General features: G+C 70.0%; 15 protein-coding genes and 1 pseudogene. 7 read left to right on the top strand and 9 right to left on the bottom strand.

Annotation, left to right across the window (positions count from 1 at the left end; genetic code table 11):
* Positions 1-314 (top strand): annotated as a pseudogene (locus tag HOV91_RS29985) (hypothetical protein); the annotation flags it as partial.
* Between the two features lie 34 nt (positions 315-348).
* On the opposite strand, the gene HOV91_RS29980 reads toward HOV91_RS29985, so the two are convergent.
* Entirely contained in the window at positions 349-1467 is a 1119-nt protein-coding gene (locus HOV91_RS29980; RefSeq protein WP_174188671.1) for a LuxR C-terminal-related transcriptional regulator, read from the bottom strand.
* 194 nt (positions 1468-1661) lie between these two features.
* On the opposite strand from HOV91_RS29980, the gene HOV91_RS29975 reads away from it, so the two are divergent.
* Positions 1662-3200 (top strand): FAD/NAD(P)-binding protein, encoded by a 1539-nt coding sequence (locus HOV91_RS29975; RefSeq protein ID WP_174188670.1) that lies wholly within the window; start codon positions 1662-1664, stop codon positions 3198-3200.
* A 63-nt stretch (positions 3201-3263) separates the two neighbouring features.
* On the opposite strand, the gene HOV91_RS29970 is transcribed toward HOV91_RS29975, so the two are convergent.
* Both HOV91_RS29970 and HOV91_RS29965 read right to left on the bottom strand, forming a co-directional pair.
* Positions 3264-5480, bottom strand: a complete 2217-nt coding sequence (locus tag HOV91_RS29970) for a DUF2339 domain-containing protein (RefSeq protein WP_246351138.1) — start codon at positions 5478-5480, stop codon at positions 3264-3266.
* A 140-nt stretch (positions 5481-5620) separates the two neighbouring features.
* Positions 5621-6088 (bottom strand): hypothetical protein, encoded by a 468-nt coding sequence (locus tag HOV91_RS29965; RefSeq protein WP_246351136.1) that lies wholly within the window; start codon positions 6086-6088, stop codon positions 5621-5623.
* Between the two features lie 357 nt (positions 6089-6445).
* Between HOV91_RS29965 and HOV91_RS29960 the strand changes: the two genes are divergently transcribed.
* The gene (locus HOV91_RS29960) at positions 6446-7636 is read left to right on the top strand and encodes a helix-turn-helix domain-containing protein (RefSeq protein WP_174188669.1); all 1191 of its coding nucleotides are present in this window, start codon (positions 6446-6448) and stop codon (positions 7634-7636) included.
* On the opposite strand, the gene HOV91_RS29955 is transcribed toward HOV91_RS29960, so the two are convergent.
* Complete coding sequence (locus HOV91_RS29955) at positions 7633-8001, bottom strand: MerR family transcriptional regulator (RefSeq protein WP_174188668.1); 369 nt, start codon at positions 7999-8001, stop codon at positions 7633-7635. The genes HOV91_RS29960 and HOV91_RS29955 overlap by 4 nt on opposite strands.
* 140 nt (positions 8002-8141) lie before the next feature.
* On the opposite strand from HOV91_RS29955, the gene HOV91_RS29950 reads away from it, so the two are divergent.
* A complete protein-coding gene (locus HOV91_RS29950; RefSeq protein WP_174188667.1) occupies positions 8142-8312 on the top strand; it encodes a hypothetical protein in 171 nt (56 codons plus the stop codon).
* Here HOV91_RS29950 and HOV91_RS29945 read toward each other — a convergent pair.
* The 4 genes from HOV91_RS29945 to HOV91_RS29930 all read right to left on the bottom strand — a co-directional run bounded on the left by HOV91_RS29945 (position 8278) and on the right by HOV91_RS29930 (position 12162).
* Positions 8278-8922 (bottom strand): DUF1707 SHOCT-like domain-containing protein, encoded by a 645-nt coding sequence (locus HOV91_RS29945; RefSeq protein ID WP_174188674.1) that lies wholly within the window; start codon positions 8920-8922, stop codon positions 8278-8280. The genes HOV91_RS29950 and HOV91_RS29945 overlap by 35 nt on opposite strands.
* 121 nt (positions 8923-9043) lie before the next feature.
* Positions 9044-9709, bottom strand: a complete 666-nt coding sequence (locus HOV91_RS29940) for a response regulator (protein ID WP_174188666.1) — start codon at positions 9707-9709, stop codon at positions 9044-9046.
* Between the two features lie 19 nt (positions 9710-9728).
* Positions 9729-10922: a MacS family sensor histidine kinase gene (gene macS / locus HOV91_RS29935; RefSeq protein WP_174188665.1), complete on the bottom strand. Its 1194-nt coding sequence runs from the start codon at positions 10920-10922 to the stop codon at positions 9729-9731.
* The gene (locus tag HOV91_RS29930; protein ID WP_438822704.1) at positions 10882-12162 is read right to left on the bottom strand and encodes an AI-2E family transporter; all 1281 of its coding nucleotides are present in this window, start codon (positions 12160-12162) and stop codon (positions 10882-10884) included. The genes macS and HOV91_RS29930 overlap by 41 nt, the downstream gene beginning before the upstream one ends.
* A gap of 142 nt (positions 12163-12304) precedes the next feature.
* Here HOV91_RS29930 and HOV91_RS29925 point away from each other — a divergent pair, with 142 nt between their 5' ends.
* The 3 genes from HOV91_RS29925 to HOV91_RS29915 are packed head-to-tail and all read left to right on the top strand — an operon-like array spanning position 12305 to position 15328.
* The gene (locus HOV91_RS29925; protein ID WP_174188673.1) at positions 12305-13825 is read left to right on the top strand and encodes an adenylate/guanylate cyclase domain-containing protein; all 1521 of its coding nucleotides are present in this window, start codon (positions 12305-12307) and stop codon (positions 13823-13825) included.
* Positions 13826-13829: 4 nt separating this feature from the next.
* A complete protein-coding gene (locus HOV91_RS29920) occupies positions 13830-14918 on the top strand; it encodes a lysylphosphatidylglycerol synthase transmembrane domain-containing protein (RefSeq protein ID WP_174188663.1) in 1089 nt (362 codons plus the stop codon).
* A 38-nt stretch (positions 14919-14956) separates the two neighbouring features.
* Positions 14957-15328, top strand: coding sequence for a DUF3054 domain-containing protein (locus tag HOV91_RS29915; RefSeq protein WP_174188662.1), 372 nt, complete (start codon positions 14957-14959; stop codon positions 15326-15328).
* On the opposite strand, the gene HOV91_RS29910 is transcribed toward HOV91_RS29915, so the two are convergent.
* On the bottom strand, positions 15329-17008 hold the full coding sequence (locus HOV91_RS29910) for an NTF2-like N-terminal transpeptidase domain-containing protein (RefSeq protein WP_246351134.1): 1680 nt from the start codon (positions 17006-17008) through the stop codon (positions 15329-15331).
* Positions 17009-17138: the final 130 nt, after the last annotated feature.

The following is a 17138-nucleotide window of genomic DNA, read 5'->3' as shown; positions in this document are numbered from 1 at the left end:
AACCCCACCCACTGCCCGGCCTTGTGCAGGATCCGACCGTCGACCTGGCTCAGCAGTCCGCCGCGTCCCGTGAGCCGCGTTACCTGCCGCCCGAAGCACCGGCCGCTCCCGCGCATCGCGCGCCCGAGCCCGAGGCGCCCGCCGAGCCGAACAACGGACCGGACACCACCAACCGCAGCAGTATCGAGAACTGGATGGCCGAGCTGCGTTCCTCCCGCCGCCATATCGGCAGGCCCGAGGAAGGCCGCCACCACGGCGGTGACGGCCGCACGGTGAGCGTGAACGAGCTCCTGCGCCGCCGTGACCGCGAGTGAGCGGTCGTAGCCGACCCGCGAAGTAGCCGCGCGCCTAGCTCGCCTCGCCGTCCAGCACCCGAACGGTGTTGCGGGCGGCGAGGGGTTCGTAGTGGTCGGTGAAGAGTTTGGCGACGAGTTCGCCGCGGCTGGTGACGCCGACTTTGTCGAAGACCGCCTTCACGTGATCGCGGACGGTGTGCGCGGACAGGAACAGCTGCGCGGCGATATCGCCGGTGGACAAGCCACGGGCGATCAGTTCGGTGACTTCCATTTCCCGTGTGGTCAATTCGTAGGCGGCGACCACCAAGGACATGACCTCCGAAGGTTTGGCGGGTTCGATCACCATCGCGGTCATCCCGGCACGCCCCTCGGCATCGCGCAGGCAGGAGGCGTGGCAGACCAGCCAGCGGCCGGTGCTGGACCGGATGCGGATGCGGGAGCTCTCCCCGGTCAATCGGGCCCGGCCCGCGGTGCTGAGAATCCAGACCGGCAGCGGTAATTCGATGCCGGTGGCGGTCGTGGTCATCGGTCCGGGCGGCATCTGGGCGAGCAGGTGACGTGCCTGGTCGTCCAGCGACACCAAGCCGCCGGTCCGGTCGAACAGCAGCATGCCCGGCGTGGGGGTGAGGTGCGCCGCCGACGCCTGCGACGGCTGCGCGAAGCTGCGCAGCCGCCGGGCCATCGGTGTCGACAGCGCGCTGACCACCTCGATATCGGCTGCCCGGAACGGCTTGCGGCCGCGCTCACGGAACAGGCTCAGCTGCCCCCACGGCTGCCCGTCGACTCGCAGCACGGCACGCAGTTCGTCCTCGAAACCGCGAGGGCACATGAAGCTGCGATACAGCGGGCTGAGGGAGGGTTGGTCGCCGGTCACCGCACGCAACCCCGCTACCGGAACCGGAGCACGCGCCAGATCACGGAAGAGGTTCACATGCTCGGCGAAAAGCTCCGATTCCCAATAGGTTCCGCAGCCGCCCTCGTGTAGGTTCTCCACCCGCACCGGCGCGGTGGTCAGCCCGTTGATCGGATCGGTGGCCACCCACACGGCGGCGTCGAACGGCGCGATCCGACGCAATCGGGCCGAGGTCTCGGCGAAGAGCGCGTGCGCGTCGGGCGCTGCGGCGATGCCGGTGTACAGCGCGTCGAGGTTGCGCCGAGTGGGCGTGGTCATCTTCGTCATCCTGCTGTCCTGCCCGTTCACCCGCTATCCCGCATATGAGGGATAAGCCGCAGGCCCGCGCCGGAATTCCCCCGATTGCGGGATGCCGGGACCAGTCGATGCCGGGCGAGTCTGGTCAGCGCACGGCAAAGGCGGCCCGAACTAGACCGCGGCTGTGCTCACCTCGACGAAAGCAGGCACACACCATGCATATCGGCATCATCGGCGCGGGCGTCGCGGCGGTCGGGTTGCTCGACGCACTCGCCGCTACCGATCGGGAGCCCGGCAGCATCACGGTCTTCGACGGCTCGCCCGCCGTATGGCGCGGCCGCCCGTATCAGCCGGATCTGGAGGCCGTGCGGGTGAACGCCCCACCCGCACTGATGTCGGTGCGGGCCGACGACCGCGCCCATTACGAGCGCTGGCTGCGCAACCGCGGGGATGTGGCCGGGCACAGCGACGGCCTCGGCGCACCGTCCACTTCCGGCGCCATCGAGCGGCTGCGGCGCAGTGCGGACTTGGAAAAGTACCTCGACGAAGGTCTGGGTGTTCCACTCGTCCCGCGTGGCGTCTACGGCGAGTATCTGGAGCAGACCGCGCATGCCGCGATCTCGCGGTTGCGCGCCCATGGCTGGCGGGTGAGCGTGGTGAACGCCCGGGTGATCGGCTTCACCCGCGCGGGCAGCGCTGTTCTGCGCACCGAGGACGGCGGCAGCCACCCGGTCGACCGCGCCGTCCTGTGCGTCGGAAGCGGCCGGCCCCGTGACCATTACGGGCTGGCCGGTGCACCCAGATATGTGAACGAGCCCTACCCTTTGGCGACCACAGCGACCGATATCGCGTCCGACGCGCACGTCGCGGTCATCGGCAGCGGACTGACCGCGGTCGATATCGCCGCGGCACTCACGGCGAACGGTCATACCGGGCCGATCAGCTTCCTCTCCCGCAGCGGCGTGCTGCCCTACGTCCAGCAGCGGCCGTTACCGCTGGCGCCGAAGCACCTCACGCCGCCCCGGGCACTGGAACTGGCCGCGCAGGGCACGGTCCCCTTCGCCCGGCTGGTCGAACTCATGCGCGCCGAATTGGTTGAGCTGGGGCAAGATTTCGATTCCTTTGCCACCGAAATCCTGGAAACGGAGACCGAGGAACCGGCGGCCCGCTTGCGCCGCCAATTGGCCGCGGTCGATTCTCCCCACCAGGGCCGCCGCCTGTTGACCATGGCGATCCGGACCATGGGTCCGATCCTTTGGCCCGTGCTCGCCGAGCATGACCGATCGATGCTGCGCGAGCGGCATTTCCGCACCATCAGCAGCCTGAGCTCGCCGATGGTGCCGCACAACGCGCGAATCCTGCTGCGCCTGCTGGATTCGGGGCAGTTGCGGCTCCGGCCGGGCGTCACGAAACTGGAGGCTCGGCCCGGCGGTGGTTTCACGGTGTTCGACGGCACCGCATGGACCGCGGACGTGGTCTTCAACGCGGTCAACCCACCCGCCTACACCACGCCGCAGGAGACCGAACCTCTGCTCAGCGCCCTGATCGCGGCCGGAGCGGCGGAACTCGCGCCCACCGGCGGCCTGCGCACCGAACCGGGCACCCGCCGCCTCCTCGTCGCCGATCACCCCGATCCGACCTGGCACGCCCTGGGCAATCTGGCCGCCGACTCCCTGTTCATCGCCACCAACCCACCCGGTCTCGCCGCCGAAGCCGCGATCCTCGCCGGACTCCTCTCGACCCCGGACAGGTGATCGAATGACTCGGTCCATCGGTGGCGACGAGTGGCTCCACCGACTCTCGCCCCTGAGCCCAGCTCAGCGACCATCGTCGGGCTCTCCGTGCCGCGTCGCGTCAGCTGTCGCGGCCGGATCGCGGCGGATGCCGATGTCGGCGAAGGCGCGGGCGTAGCGGGTTCCGGCCAAGAGCAGCAGGATGCCGACCACGAGGAAGGCGGCGACGCGGACCAAGCCGTCCAAGGTGGCCAAGTCGAAGAGGAACAGTTTGGCCAGCGCGGCCGCGGTGACCAGCAGTCCGGAGCCCAAGGCGAGTTTGGCGACGGAGGGTGCGGCGGCCAGCCTGCGCAATCCGAACAGGAGGGCGGCGGTCGCGGCGGCCATCCACAGGATGGTCGCGGCGCTGTGGCCGACGAGGAACCCGTTCGGCGTGCCGGTCGCGACGCCGATGGAGACCGTGGTCGCGGTGACCGCGTAGAGCCCGGCGACGCTGGCGGTGATCCACTGCCACTCGGTGCCCGCGGCCGAGCCGGGCAACCGCCGCGCGCACCACAGCGCCACCGCCACCACTCCGAGAGCGAGTACCGCGCCGAGCACGGTCGCGACCCCTAGCTTCGCCTCCGAGCGATGCTGCGAGGCGAGGATTTCGGGGCTCGCGACGTTCAGCAGCGCGAGACCGCCGAGCACGGCGAACGCGCCGCCGATTCCCGCCGCCGGACGGGAGACCCGCTGGCCCGCCACGCCGAGGAAGACCATCGCGACCAGGAACAGAGCGGTGGCGAGCGTCCGGGTCTCGGTCGCGCCGACGCACACCTCGAGCAGCGCGATCGAGCCCGCGACGGCGGCCACAAGGGCGGTGTGTCCCGGCACCCGCACAGCGGCATTCAGGCGCGGCACCGTGCTCACCGCCGCGACGAGCAGGAGCACCGCGGCGGTGATCGCCGCCACCGACACCGTGACGAGCCGTTGCTCGTACATCCCCGGAGCCACCAGGATCGGCACGAGCGCCGCCGCCATGGTCAGCGAGGCAGTGACATCGTCGGCCCGGCGCCGGACGACGACGAGCGTCCCGGCGACCCCGACCACCGCGACCGCCGCGGCGGCCACCAGTACCCAGGTGCGCTCCTGGGCCGTGGGAGTGCCGAGGATCGCGCCCGCGGCGAACGCGAACGTCGCCAGCACGGCGGGCATGGTCCGTGCCACGTGCAGATACGGCCAGTTGCGGGTCAATTGCACCGACAGGCAGGCGAACTGCAACACGATCAAGAACGCGAGCAGGACCAGCCGCGTGGTCAGCACCGGAGACAACGCCGCCGCGGCGAGCACCACCAGCACCGCGAACGGCTGGGAGCGCCACTGCATCGCCAATCCGACGCCGACGGCCGCGACGCCGAACGCGACGGCGAGCCCCAGCACCGGATGCAGCCAGTCGTATATGGCGGTCACCGCGACCACATCGAGATAAGCGCCCGCGATGCCGGTGGCCGCCAGCGCGATACCGCCGACGCGCCCACCGGTCCGGCCGAAGACCCGCACGCCCGCGCCCACCAGCGCCACCGCGAAGACCGCCCCGGCGACCACTCTGGGCACCGGCCCGAAGAATCCGGCCTGCGCGGCCAATACCAGCAGCATCGCGACGCCGATCAGCGTCACCGCGACACCGGCGAGCGCCAGGATCCGGCTGATCACCCCGTCGCGCTGCCACCACGGGGTGTGCGGCACCGATGGCCGCGCGCGCGGGGGGACGGGCGGACGAGGCGGCACCGCTCCCAGCGGTGCCTGCGCGTTCGGCGGCCACGGCGCGCCCCCTCCCCATGCGCCGCCAGGTGGCTGGGCGAAACGCGGAGCGTAGGCGGGCTGCGGAGGGGGAACCGGCATACCGGCCGTCGGCGCATGGCCGGGCCAAGGCGGCACCGGTGGTACCGCGCCGGAGGGTGCGGGCTCGAAACGCGCCCCGCCGCCCGTGGAGGAAGTGGTCGCCCCGGAAGACGGCCCCGTGACGGGACGGCCGGTGGTATCGGACCCGGTTTTCCCGGACACATCGGACGCCTGGGCTTCGGTGCCACCCGACACCGAACTCCCCGGCACCGGAGCACCCGGCGCAAGGGACGCTGGCCCGATCACGGGCGCGCCCCGAGTAACGGAAGGCCCGGAATCCCGCTGGACATCGGCCGAACCCGCGGCCACCTGCTCGCGCAGCAGCTCCAGATCCCGCCCGAGCACGCCCAGCTGCGTCCCCAGGGTGGTGAACTCGCCCGAGAGCCGCGCGAGCAGCACCGGATCGATGGAGGTAGTCATGACTTCATGCTGATTTCCGCGACGCGCGCAGGCATGAGTAGTTACCCCTGGTAGACAGCCGAGTTATACCCGGCGCGCAGGTGGTCCGCCCGACCGGCCCGCACCCGGGCTGTCGGATGCGGACCGGTCGCGCCAGGTGGTCAGTGGGCGCGCCTGCCGATGACCTCGTGTACGGCGTCGATCACCGCGGAACGCGGCGGCATGCGCAGTACACCCGGCGCGGGCTCGCCCGCCCAGTGCCAGCCGAGCGCCGAATCGGAGCTCGGGAGCAAGACGATGCGACCGCCGGGGACCACGGTGACCTCGTGGCCCGCGAGGCAGCGCCGGACCGGAACCTCGACCGGCCGAGCGGGGCTCGGGGGCGTGACGAGAAACGTCCACGTGCGTTCGCCGGGGTCGGCGATCACGGGTGCGGTGTGGTTGCGGTCCAACTGGGCCAGCACCTTGCGGCCCAGTTCCGGCGGCATGACGATCGCCCCGATGATCGAGCCGGTGGTGACGGTCGGGCGTCCGGCGAGAAGCTGGACCGGCAGCCCGTAGGTATGCCGCAGCAGATGCGCTACTTCATGGGGAGTGTGACAGCCCTCGAACATCGTCTCACCCCACATCGCCGCAGCCGAATTCGGTCGTAACGGCGAGCTTCCGGCGTAGCAATCCGCGCTGGCCGCGCATCCGTGTTCTGGTGTTCGCGGGAAGAGCGCTGACCCGGCGTAGCGATCGAAAAGCGCTGTGGTGCGCCGGTCGCGTGGTCTGTGCACCGGGCCGCCGCGCGCGATCAGCGCGCCGGGCCTGCACGGTGGTATTCGGCATGATTTTCATCGCCGCCGCCCTTTGCAGTCAAAGTTGCAGAAAGGCAACGGTATTCCAACCAGCGGCGAACTAGTCGTACGCAATGTCCCACTTCGTTCGTACCGGATAACATAGCGTCGTACTCTGAAACCCAGATTTAACAAAAGGACTTGGGTATGGACGAATCGTCGATCGGAGTGCGGATCCGCCAGTTCCGCGGCAAGGCGCTGACCCAGCGCCAGCTCGCCGACCAAGCCGGGGTCAGTGTGGATCTGGTGCGCAAACTCGAGCAGGGCGGCCGTCAGACCGCCTCCATCGCCAGCTTGCAGAAGATCGCGCGGGCCCTGGACGTGGACATCGCCGATCTGATCGGCAAGCGCCACGGCGTGCCGTCGGCCAACCCGGACGCGGGCATCGTGGCCATCCGCCGCGCGCTGACGCCGGTCGACGACCTGCTCGGCGAGACCAAGGAGGAGGCGGCGGTCAGCCTCGACGACGGTCGCCGCGCGGTCGAATACGCCTGGGGCGCCTACTGGTCGGGCCGCTACGAACTGCTGACCTCGATCCTGCCGCCCGGATTGACCCAGCTGCGCGCCACCGTGCACGCCGCGCGCAATGGCTCGGTCGCGCCCGCCAACGAGTTGCTGGCCAGGATGTACTGGGTCACCGGATGCACGCTGGTGCATCTCGGCCAGACCGACCCGGCGTTCCTGGCGATCCGGGAGGCGCTCGCCGCCGCCGAGCTGGGCAACGACCCGCTACTGCTCGCCACCATTCGCGGATCGGTCGCCTGGCAGTTGCTGGTGCAGGGCCGCTACGACGAGTCGCGCGGCGTCGCGTTGAAAGCGGCCGCGGCCTTGGAGCCCACCGGCGACGCCACGCCCTCGCACCTGTCCGCCTACGGCTCGCTGGTATTGCAGGGCGCGACCGCGGCAGGCCGCGCGCAGGACGTGCACGACGCGATGTCGCTGGTCGAGACCGCGAGCGAGGTCGCGCTGCGGATCGGCACGGATCGGCAGGACTACGAGACCTATTTCGGCCCTTCCCAGGTCGTCATGCAGACGGTGGATGTCAACGTGTCCTCCGAGCGTTACCCGGAGGCGCTGGCCGCCGCCAAGGAGATGCCGGCCAACGGCAGCCTCCCCCAAGCGTCGCGGGCACGTCACCTGGCCGACACGGCGGTCGCGCTCACCCGCACCGGCCGCCACCAGCGCGCGCTGGACGCCTTGCTGACCGCGGAACGGGTGGGCGGCGCGGACTGGCTGAAATACCAGACGCTGCCTCGCCATATCGTGACCGAACTGCTCGACCACGACCGGAAAGTGCCGCTGCGCGCGTTCGCCCGCCGGATCGGGGTCAACACCTAGGTCACTCGCCGTTCGCCGGCTCGTTCGATCACCTCGTCCAGCACCTCGCGCGAGCGCACGAGATCGTCGATGGTGCGGGTGATCCGCTCCCGCTCGGTCCGCAGCTCGGCGACCAGTGCGGGGGTGGCGGACTCGCTGGGACCGCCGTCCGCGTCCCGCATGCAGGGCAGGATCCGCGCGATCTTCTTGCTGGTGAGTCCCGCCGCGAGCAGTTCCTGGATGTGGATGACCCGGTCCACCGCTCGCTCCGGGTAGTCGCGATGGCCACCGGGCGTGCGATCGGAGGCCAGCATGCCTTGTTGCTCGTAGTAGCGCAGCGACCGCTCACTCACGCCGGTGCGCTCGGCGAGTTCTCCGATCCGCATGTGTCACCTGGCCTTTCACGTCCCGGCTCGAATCTCACATCCATGTCAAGTTTTACCGTATCGTCCATGACGAACACAGCGGACTCCGCCCTTTCCACCCCGCCGCCCTCGTGCTGCCGCACCGCCTGGTGATGGCGCCGATGACCCACAACCGCGCGGCGGCCGACGGCACGCCGACCCCGCTCAACCCGGCGCGCGACGCATGTGTGATGTACGTGGGCGGCGCCGAGGGCTACACCGACTACCCGGCGCTCGCGGCGGAGCGCCCCCGTCGGCTCAGCGGCCCACCAACCGCCGCCACTGCGCGATGAACGGATGCTTCGCGGTGACCGATCCGAAACGCATGCGGCCGTGCACCACCAAGTGCAGCGGCCCGAGCGGTGGCCCGGTGCGGACCTTGTTGTTCACGCTGGCACCGATCAACTCGAGCCCGTTCAGGTCCACGGTGGCCTCGGCGGGCACAATCAGGGTGATCGAACCGCAGAAGTCGTCGACGCGGATCTCCACCACCTGGGTCGACATGATCGCCTGGGTGAAGTCCAGGGTGACCCCGGACATCCAGTTGTTCAGATACAGCCTGGGCGGCACCTGCCACGGTCCACGGCGGTTCACCCCGGACATGCGCGCACGGATCACGTTGCCCGCGGAGTTCGAGACGGGCGCCGGATGGGCCCGCGCGGCGAAAGCGGGCGAAGAGTTCACGAACGCCGACCGCGGTGCCGCGGGCTGTCCGACCAGGCGGACGCCGGGCAGATCGATGAGCACGGCGTTCAGTTCGCCGCGGGTCTTGGCGGCCAGCGCGGTGTCCATCCGCTCGGTGAACTCGCCGAGCGAGAGCATGCCGAGGCCGACCGCGCGCTGCAACAGCTGACCGACATGTTCGCGCTCCGCGTCGGACACGCGCAGTTCCCGGTCGCCCACCGCGCCGCCGGAGCCGACCGCATTGGATACCGATTCGGGGCCGCCCATACGATCGAGGTTACCGAGCATGCGGCCGCGGCCGCATCAGGGCGATCCCTGATCCGGGGGTGTTCCGCGCGGGCTACTCCAGCCCCTGTTCGATGGCGTAGCGGGTCAATTCGACCCGGTTCGCCAGCTGCAATTTGCGCAGCGTCGCCTGCACATGGTTCTCCACCGTGCGATGGCTCAGGCCGAGCCGTGCCGCTATCTGCTTCGCCGACAGCCCTTTGGCCACCATCCGCAGGACCTCGGTCTCGCGCTCGGTGAGCGCGGGCCGATGCGGCTCGTCCGGTCGCGCGGGCGCGGTCGCCATCCGCCGGTACTCGCCGAGCACCAGGCCGGCCAGCCCCGGCGTGAACACCGCTTGACCGGCGGCGGTGGCGCGCACGGCATCGATCAGCTCGGCCGCCGACGCGCTCTTGACCAGGTACCCGGAGGCGCCCGCCTTGATCGCGTCGAGTACGTCGTCGCGTTCGGCCGACGCCGAAAGCACCAGTACCCGGCTGCGCGGTGACACCCGCAGCACCTCGGCGGTGGCCTGCGCCCCGTTGCCGTCGGGCAGTTGCATGTCCATCAGCACCACGTCCGGGCGCACCGCCGCGGCGCGCCTGGCCGCCGAGCCGACGCCGTCGGCCGTGGCCGTCACCTGGAATCCGGCCTCGGTGAGATCGCGGGAGACGCCGTCTCGCCACATCGGGTGGTCGTCGACCACCATCACCGAAATGGACTCGGCCGCTCGGTCCGTCATCCGCGTCTCCCGTCTGCGCTCATCTCGGCACCCGGAATTCCCATTCGGTGCCGAACCCGACCCCGCCGTCGATCTCGGTGAGCAGGTCCGCGCTGCCGCCGAGGGCCGCGATCCGTCCGACGATGGACCGGGAAACCCCCATCCGGCCTTCGGCTTCCGCCTCGGCCAACCGGCCCGGCGGGATGCCGACGCCGTCGTCGCGCACACTGATCACCAGTTCGTCGCCGGTGTCCTCCAACAACACATATGCTCGCGCATCCGGCCCGGCGTGCAGCGCCACATTGGACAGCGCCGTTGCCACGGCCGAGGCGATCTCGTTCGCCACCCAGCGGCCGACCCGCACCGGATCGCCCGGCGTGGACACCGACACCGTGGGGGTGGACTGCGCGGTCAGCAGCGGCCGCAAGTCGACATCGGCTCCGCCCGCGTCGCGGTGATCGGCCTGCTCGGTGATCAGCACGCGCAGCGCCACCTCCTGCTCACCGGCGCGCAGGGCCAGTTCCTCGGTGGGGCCGCCGATCTCGCTGCCGCGGCGCTTGATGTAGCTGAGCACTTGCAACACCCCGTCGTGTACCTCGCGGGAAAGCCGTTCGCGTTCTTCGGCCGCCGCGGTCAAGCGCACCGCTCGCTCCAGCTGGTCCTGGGCCCGGCGCGCGGTGTTGGCGGCCAAGCCGAGCGCCAGGCCCACCGAGACGAGCACCGGCACCGTCGCGTCCGTCCACACGTCCTCGCCCCACTGATCGCGCACGGTCAACGACACCGCGGCGATCAACGCCCCGGACAGCACGCCCGCGAACGGTCCGCGCAGGATCGCCGCTCCGATCACCGCGTTGGTGGCCCACAGCGTGGTCGGCAGCGTCTGATGGCCGTGGTACCAGCCGTAATCGGCGACCAAGCGCGTGGCGGCCATCAGCCCGATCACGACCACGTGGTCGCCGATCACCACCCACGTGCGCACCCGGGCCACCTCGGGGAAACGCCACTGCGACAGCATGATCGCCGAAGCGCCCGACCACACCGCCATCAGCGCGATGAGCACCCAGCTCAACCGCTGGTTCGTGTAGTACGGCACCGAGGCGATCTGCTGACCCACCGCGTACAGCAGCGTGACCAGCCGCAGCGCCTGCGCGGCCCGCCACAGCGGGGTGGTCGCCACGTCGGCCGCGCGCAGCTCAGTCCTTCGCGGTGCCGTCGTCGGCTCGCGCCTCGTCATCGAGTTCCGCCTTCTTCTCCGCCGCCCGTTTCCTCGTCGCCTCCATCAAGGTCGCGGCCACGTCGAACCGGCCGGGATCGGGCCGATCGGGTTCGGCCACGTACAGCCCGTGATGCTCCTCGCCGGTCTGCAGTTCCTCGTACAACTCTTCGGGAGCCTCCAGCAGCGATCGGATCGCCGTGTTCATCACCGCGACGAACGGCACCGCGAGCAGACCGCCCGCGATCCCGCCGATCACTATGCCCGCCGTGATCGCCAGCACCACGGCGAGCGGATGGATGCTCACCGCCCGGCCGAGCAGCAGCGGTTGCAGCACGTGACCCTCGAGCTGCATGACCGCGATGATGATGCCGAGCACGATCAGTGCCGTGACCAGCCCTTTGGTCACCAGCGCGATGAACACCGCGATGAACCCGGCGAGAAACGCGCCGATGATCGGGATGAACGCGCCGATGAACACCAGCGAGGCAAGCGGAAGCGCCAACGGCACCCCGAGAATGGCCAGCCCGGCGCCGATGCCGATGGCGTCAACCGCGGCGACCACGACGGTCGCGCGAACGAATCCGACCAGCGTGCCGAACCCGAGTCGCCCTGCGGTGCGCACCCGCTCCCGGTGGTCGGTGGGCACGATCCTGGTGACGAACGCCCAGATCTGGTCACCGCCGTAGAGGAAGAAGATCAGGATGAACAGCGTCAGGAAGGCGCCGGTGAGCAGTTCGCCGATCACCGTGGCCGTGGTGAGCGCTCCGGTGGTCAGGCCCTCCTGATTGGACTGGATCGCCTTGACGATGGCGTCGCCCGCATTGCGGATCTGCTCGTTGCTCAGATGCAGCCTGCCGTTGATCAGCCAGTCCTGGATCTGATGGATGCTGTCGGTGAACTTGTTCGACAACTGCGGCACACCGGCGACGAACTGTTCGACGACGAAGGTCATGATGCCCGCGACCACGCCGATCGACCCGACCAGCGCCACGAAGACACCCACCGCGCGCGGCACACCCAAGCGCTGCATCCAGTCCACCAGCGGTGCGAGCAGCGCAGCCGCCAGCAGCGCGATGGCCAGCGGAATGACCACGGTCGCCAGTTTCTGCACGATCGCGGTGACCGCGATCGCCAGCGCGAACAGCACCAGTAGCCGCCAGCCCCACTCGGCCGACACCCGGACCACCGGGTGCACCGTCTCCGCGGCGGGCCGTGTCAGCGTGATTTTCCGCTCTGGACTTGACTTCGGGTCGGTCACCTCCGTGAGCCTAACCGGCTCGGCCGAACCCTGTCCGCGATCAGCGGCGGCGCGAGTGGCGGCCAGCGCCGCGGACATGCCGACATGATCGAAACGCTAGATTGGACCCGTGTCGGCGCCTCTGGAAGCGGTCAAACAGACCATGCGAACGCGCTGGCCGCTGTACCTGACATCGATGCTGCTGGCGAACGCCTTCGGCGCGGTTCTGGTGTGGGCCTTCATCCAGTACGGGCTACCCGTACCCGAGGGCGAGCCCTCCGGTGCCAGGCGCACCGGCCTGCTGATCCCGGCCGCGGTGTTCGTGGCGGGCGGCCTGCTCAGCGTGGCCGCGTCCGCGCTGATGCTGCGCCCGGTGATGCGCTGGCAGATGCGCGGCGGACCGCCGAGCCGCCAGGAGCAGATGGCCGCGCTGCACGCACCGCTGCGCCAGGCGATCCTGCATCTGGCGCTGTGGCTGATCGGCGGGGCCGTGCTGGCCGCGCTGATCATCAGGGACACGCCCGCGCTGGCCGGCGCGGTGATCGTCACCGAATGCATGGCCGCGACCATCGTGTTCGGTTTCACCTACATGCTGGGCGAACGCATCCTGCGGCCGGTCGCGGCGCAGGCGCTGACCGAGGGCACCTTCGACCACACCCTCACCCCCGGCGTCGGCACCAGGATGGCGATGACCTGGGGCATGGGCACCTTCGCCCCCACCATCGCCATCGTGCTGCTGTGCGTCACCCAGATCTCCTCGGACGTGAAGTTCTCCGCGCAGTCGCTGGCCATCTCCATCCTGCTGCTGTGCGGCGTGGTGATCATGCAGGCCCTCGCGCTGTCCATGCTCACCGGCTCGAGCATCTCCGACCCGGTGCGCCAGCTCAGTCAAGCCATCGACCGGGTCCAAGCCGGGGCGCGCGACGTGCAGGTCGAGGTCTTCGACGGCAGCGAGATCGGCCTGTTGCAGGTCGGTTTCAACCGGATGATGGAGGAGGCGGCCAAACGCCGCCAGCTCCAGGAGTTGTTCGGCCAGCACGTCGGCGAGGAGGTAGCGCAGCGGGCGCTGGACTACGGCACCGAACTCGGCGGTGAGACCCGCTTCGTCGCGGTCCTGTTCGTCGATATGGTCGGCTCCACCGCCACCGCCGCGGAACGGCCGCCCACCGAGGTGGTCAGCCTGCTCAACGAGTTCTTCCGCATCGTGGTCGACGTCATCGACCGGCACCACGGCTTCGTGAACAAGTTCGTCGGCGACGCGGCGCTGGCCATCTTCGGCGCCCCGCTGGACCGGCCGGACGCGCCGACCGCCGCGCTCGCCGCCGCGCGCGAACTGCGCGAGACCCTCCGGGAGGTGCCAGGACTCGATATCGGAATCGGCGTCTCGGCCGGCTTGGCCGTCGCGGGAAACATCGGCGCCGCCAACCGCTTCGAGTACACGGTGATCGGAGATCCGGTCAACGAGGCGTCCCGGCTCACCGAACTGGCCAAAGAACGTCCCGGACGGACGCTTGCCTCGGGCAGCGCGCTGTATTTCGCCGAGGAAAGCGAGCAGGACCAGTGGGAGACCGGCGACGAGGTACAGCTACGCGGCAGACGCAGGAAAACGCTGCTGGCCTGGCCACGAGAACGGGCCGACGCGCCCGACGATACCGGGGTCGAAACGGCGCGTTCGTTAGGCTGACCGCGTGACGGCCGACGGGGAACTGGCAGGAGATCCTGCGCCGCCGCCCACGGCGGGTTCCCGCCGTGGCAGATTCCGTTGGCTGAAATGGGTGCTGGGGGCCGCCCTGCTGGCCGTGCTGATCGCCGAGGGCGTGTATCTCTGGCCGCGCCTGCACGAATCCTGGCGAAAGCTCACCGAGATCCACTGGGGCTGGCTCGCGGCCGCGATCTGGCTGCAGGCGTTGTCGATGAGCGGTTTCGCCAGGGTGCAGAAACAACTGCTCAGCGCGGGCGGTGTCGCGGTGAGTCAGCGCAGGTCCGTCGCGGTGGTCTACGGCGCGACGGCGATGTCGGTGACACTGCCCGCGGGCCAGGTGTTCTCCACCGCCTTCACCTATCGGCAGACCAGGCGCTGGGGCGCCAGTCCCATCGTCGCCTCCTGGCAGCTGGTGTTCTCCGGCGTGGTCGCCGCGGCGGGGCTGGCCCTGCTCGGGGTCGGCGGCACGCTGCTGGCGGACGGACGAGTCGGCCCGCTGAAGCTGATCCTGTCGCTGGCCGCCGTCGTCGCCCTGGTCTGGGCGGGCAATCACGTCTCGCGCAATCCCGGTTCGCTCGAGGCGTTGCTGCGCAAACTGCTCGCGCTGGCCAACCGGTTGCGCAAACGCCCGCCCGATCACGGTGTGAACAAGATCGCCGACGTGCTCGCCCAACTGGAGTCGGTGGAGCTCGGCAAGCGCGACGGCGTGCTGGTCACGCTGTGGGCGCTGGTGCACCGTTTCGCCGACGTGGCCTGTCTCGGCGCGTCGTGTTACGCGGTCGGCGCCGATCCACGCATCGCGGGCCTGCTGCTGGCGTTCGCCGTCGGCAAGGCGGTCGGGTCCATCCCCTTCGCACCGGGCGGCATCGTCTACGTCGACGCGACGCTGATCTACGGTCTCACCGCCGCCGCGGGCCTGCCCGCCGCGCAGGCGGTCGCCGCGGCGTTCGTGTACCGGATGGTGAGCTTCATCCTGGTGGCGATCGCCGGCTGGATAGTCTTCCTGTTCCTGTTCCGCACCCGGCAGGCCGACGACGCGGAGTTCGAGAAGGAGTTCGAGCAGCGGCGGCTGTGACCGCCGCCGCTCCCCCAGGCCCCGTTACGCTGGCCCGCGTGAGGAAACTGCTGCCGTTGCTCGCCGATGTGCTGCTGGTCGTCGTGTTCTGCGCGATCGGCAGGCGCAGTCACGACGAGGCGGTGCTCGCCGGCCTGCTGCGCACCGTATGGCCGTTCGCGACCGGGTTGGCACTGGGCTGGCTCGTCGTCGTGTCGCTCGGGCGGCGCACCGCCGCGGGCGACGCGCGGTTCGACAGCACCGCCCTGTGGCCCGCCGGGGTCGTGATCTGGGCCTGCACCCTGGTCGGGGGCATGCTGCTGCGCGTGGTCGGCGGTCAGGGCACGGCGGTCAGCTTCGTGCTGGTCGCCGGCGTGGTGCTGGCCCTGTTCCTGCTCGGCTGGCGCGCGGTGTACAAAGCCGTGCGGTGATCACGGTTCGGGAGTCGCCAGCGCCTGAAGCATCCTGGCCGCCATCCGCGCCGTCGCGTCCTTGCTGTCCACGTCGTTGATGTGGATCGCGAAGACCAGATCGCCCATCGATCCGATCAGCCACCCGTCCGGTCCCGCCGTCGCGGCGAACGCGTCGACATCGCGGTAGCGGCGCACGCTCGCCAGCTCCGGGGCGTCCGTGGCCGAGCGCAACATGCCGCGCAGCCGGTCGGCGGTCTGCGGTGACAGCGGGTCGAGTTTGGCATCGGTGACGCTCGGGCGTCCGGCCTCGATCATCGGCGGCGGCACCGCGCCGCGCACGATCGTCGCCGCGGCGATGGCCATGCCGAACGGGCTGGCCAGCACGGCGTCCGAGCCACCGCCCTGGAGTACCTGCTCGGCGCTGCGACCCGCGGTGGCCAGGCGGCCGGTCACCTCGTCCAGGCCGGGCACCTTGAAGTCGATGCCGACGCCGAGCGCGGTCGCCGCCTCGGCCACGTCCTGCACGGAGACGTCCTGCGGCGCCTTGCCTTTCGCCGACGCCGCGACGGCGCGGAACAGTTCCATGGCGCCGCCCACCGGGTACAGCCCGGTGAACGCCACCGAACCGTGCTCGCTGGCCTGGCTGTTCTGCGCGGTCGCGACCACCGCCCCGGTGGACGGCTGGATCGCCACGATCGAGGCCTGCGTGGCGACGCTGACCACCGCGTCCTCCGCGGCCCGCTGCAAGCGCTGGTCCATCGTGCCCGCGATGTCCGGCCCCGGCGGCCCCTGCTGACCGGCGAGCTGGGTGACGAACCGCCCGTCCTGCTCGAACAGCTGCACGCCCCATCCGGAGTGCGCCTCCTGGCTCTCCTGCTGCACCTTGCGCAGCGCGTCCAGCATCGGCGACCAGACCCGGCGGTCGGCGGAGATCAGTCGCGGCTGCTTCTCCATCACCACGCCGGGAATCGGCGCCATCCGCGGTTCCAGGATCGCGAAGTCGCCCTCGCGCAGATTCACCGCGACGATCGGCTTGCCCTGCGAGGTGGCCAGCTGCTGCATCAGCGCTGGTCCGGTGATCAACGGCGCGACCGGCTCGATGGCCTTGGCGAGCGCGTCGGTCGACGCGACCGGGTCGGGCATCTTCGCGGGATCGAGCTTGACCACGTTGATCACCTGCTCGGTCATCAACGGCGCACCGGCGATGTCGTTGACCCGCGGCGCAGGCGTGGGGTAGGTGCGTACCAGCCGCACCGTCCGGTTGTGCGCGAGCTGCGGCATCACGACCGCGGGCTCCCAGGAGATCCGCCAGCCGATGGCCAGCTTGCGCACATTGCCCTGCACGCTGTAATTCCAGTTCTTCTTCTCGCCGAAGCTCCATTCGACGTCCATGCTGAAGATCGCGGACTGCGCGTCCAAGCCGATGAACTGGGTCTTGCGATAGTCGACTTTGCCGCCCTGCAGGCCGCTGAACATTTGCTTGAGGGTTGCCGAAGCCGCGGTGGGGTACGACGTCAGGTCTGCCGCTTTCGTGGCGTCCTGATCGTCGAGCAGATCGGTGAAGCGCTCTACGACCGCTTCGGCTTCATTCTGCTTCTCGTGTATCCCGCACGACCCGATCCCGAGCGCGAGCGCCGCCACCCCCATGAGTGCCATTGCGCCGCGAACACGAAAGCGGCGGGATCCCCACACGTCCATGTCGCCCACTCTTCACTCTTGTCACTCCAGTAACAAGACCACCGTACCCGATTAAGACCAGACCGCGATGCCTCCGTAGCGCGGACGTTACCCATGCTCAGCATCCCAATTGTGCCCCGGGATCTCGCAT

This window comes from Nocardia barduliensis, from assembly GCF_013315795.1.
GTDB lineage: Bacteria > Actinomycetota > Actinomycetes > Mycobacteriales > Mycobacteriaceae > Nocardia > Nocardia barduliensis.
Note: the sequence above shows the minus strand (reverse complement) of the source record. Positions and strands in the feature narration are given on the sequence as shown.

What these genes read in the sequence shown, in the direction of transcription:
- HOV91_RS29925 (WP_174188673.1), top strand. Translation starts at nt 12,305, where the DNA reads ATGCGAACGCGCTGGCCGCTGTACCTGACATCGATGCTGCTGGCGAAC.
- HOV91_RS29980 (WP_174188671.1), bottom strand. Translation starts at nt 1,467, where the DNA reads ATGACCACGCCCACTCGGCGCAACCTCGACGCGCTGTACACCGGCATC.
- HOV91_RS29910 (WP_246351134.1), bottom strand. Translation starts at nt 17,008, where the DNA reads ATGGACGTGTGGGGATCCCGCCGCTTTCGTGTTCGCGGCGCAATGGCA.
- HOV91_RS29960 (WP_174188669.1), top strand. Translation starts at nt 6,446, where the DNA reads ATGGACGAATCGTCGATCGGAGTGCGGATCCGCCAGTTCCGCGGCAAG.
- HOV91_RS29965 (WP_246351136.1), bottom strand. Translation starts at nt 6,088, where the DNA reads ATGTGGGGTGAGACGATGTTCGAGGGCTGTCACACTCCCCATGAAGTA.
- HOV91_RS29950 (WP_174188667.1), top strand. Translation starts at nt 8,142, where the DNA reads ATGACCCACAACCGCGCGGCGGCCGACGGCACGCCGACCCCGCTCAAC.
- HOV91_RS29940 (WP_174188666.1), bottom strand. Translation starts at nt 9,709, where the DNA reads ATGACGGACCGAGCGGCCGAGTCCATTTCGGTGATGGTGGTCGACGAC.
- HOV91_RS29955 (WP_174188668.1), bottom strand. Translation starts at nt 8,001, where the DNA reads ATGCGGATCGGAGAACTCGCCGAGCGCACCGGCGTGAGTGAGCGGTCG.
- HOV91_RS29975 (WP_174188670.1), top strand. Translation starts at nt 1,662, where the DNA reads ATGCATATCGGCATCATCGGCGCGGGCGTCGCGGCGGTCGGGTTGCTC.
- macS (WP_174188665.1), bottom strand. Translation starts at nt 10,922, where the DNA reads ATGACGAGGCGCGAGCCGACGACGGCACCGCGAAGGACTGAGCTGCGC.
- HOV91_RS29970 (WP_246351138.1), bottom strand. Translation starts at nt 5,480, where the DNA reads ATGACTACCTCCATCGATCCGGTGCTGCTCGCGCGGCTCTCGGGCGAG.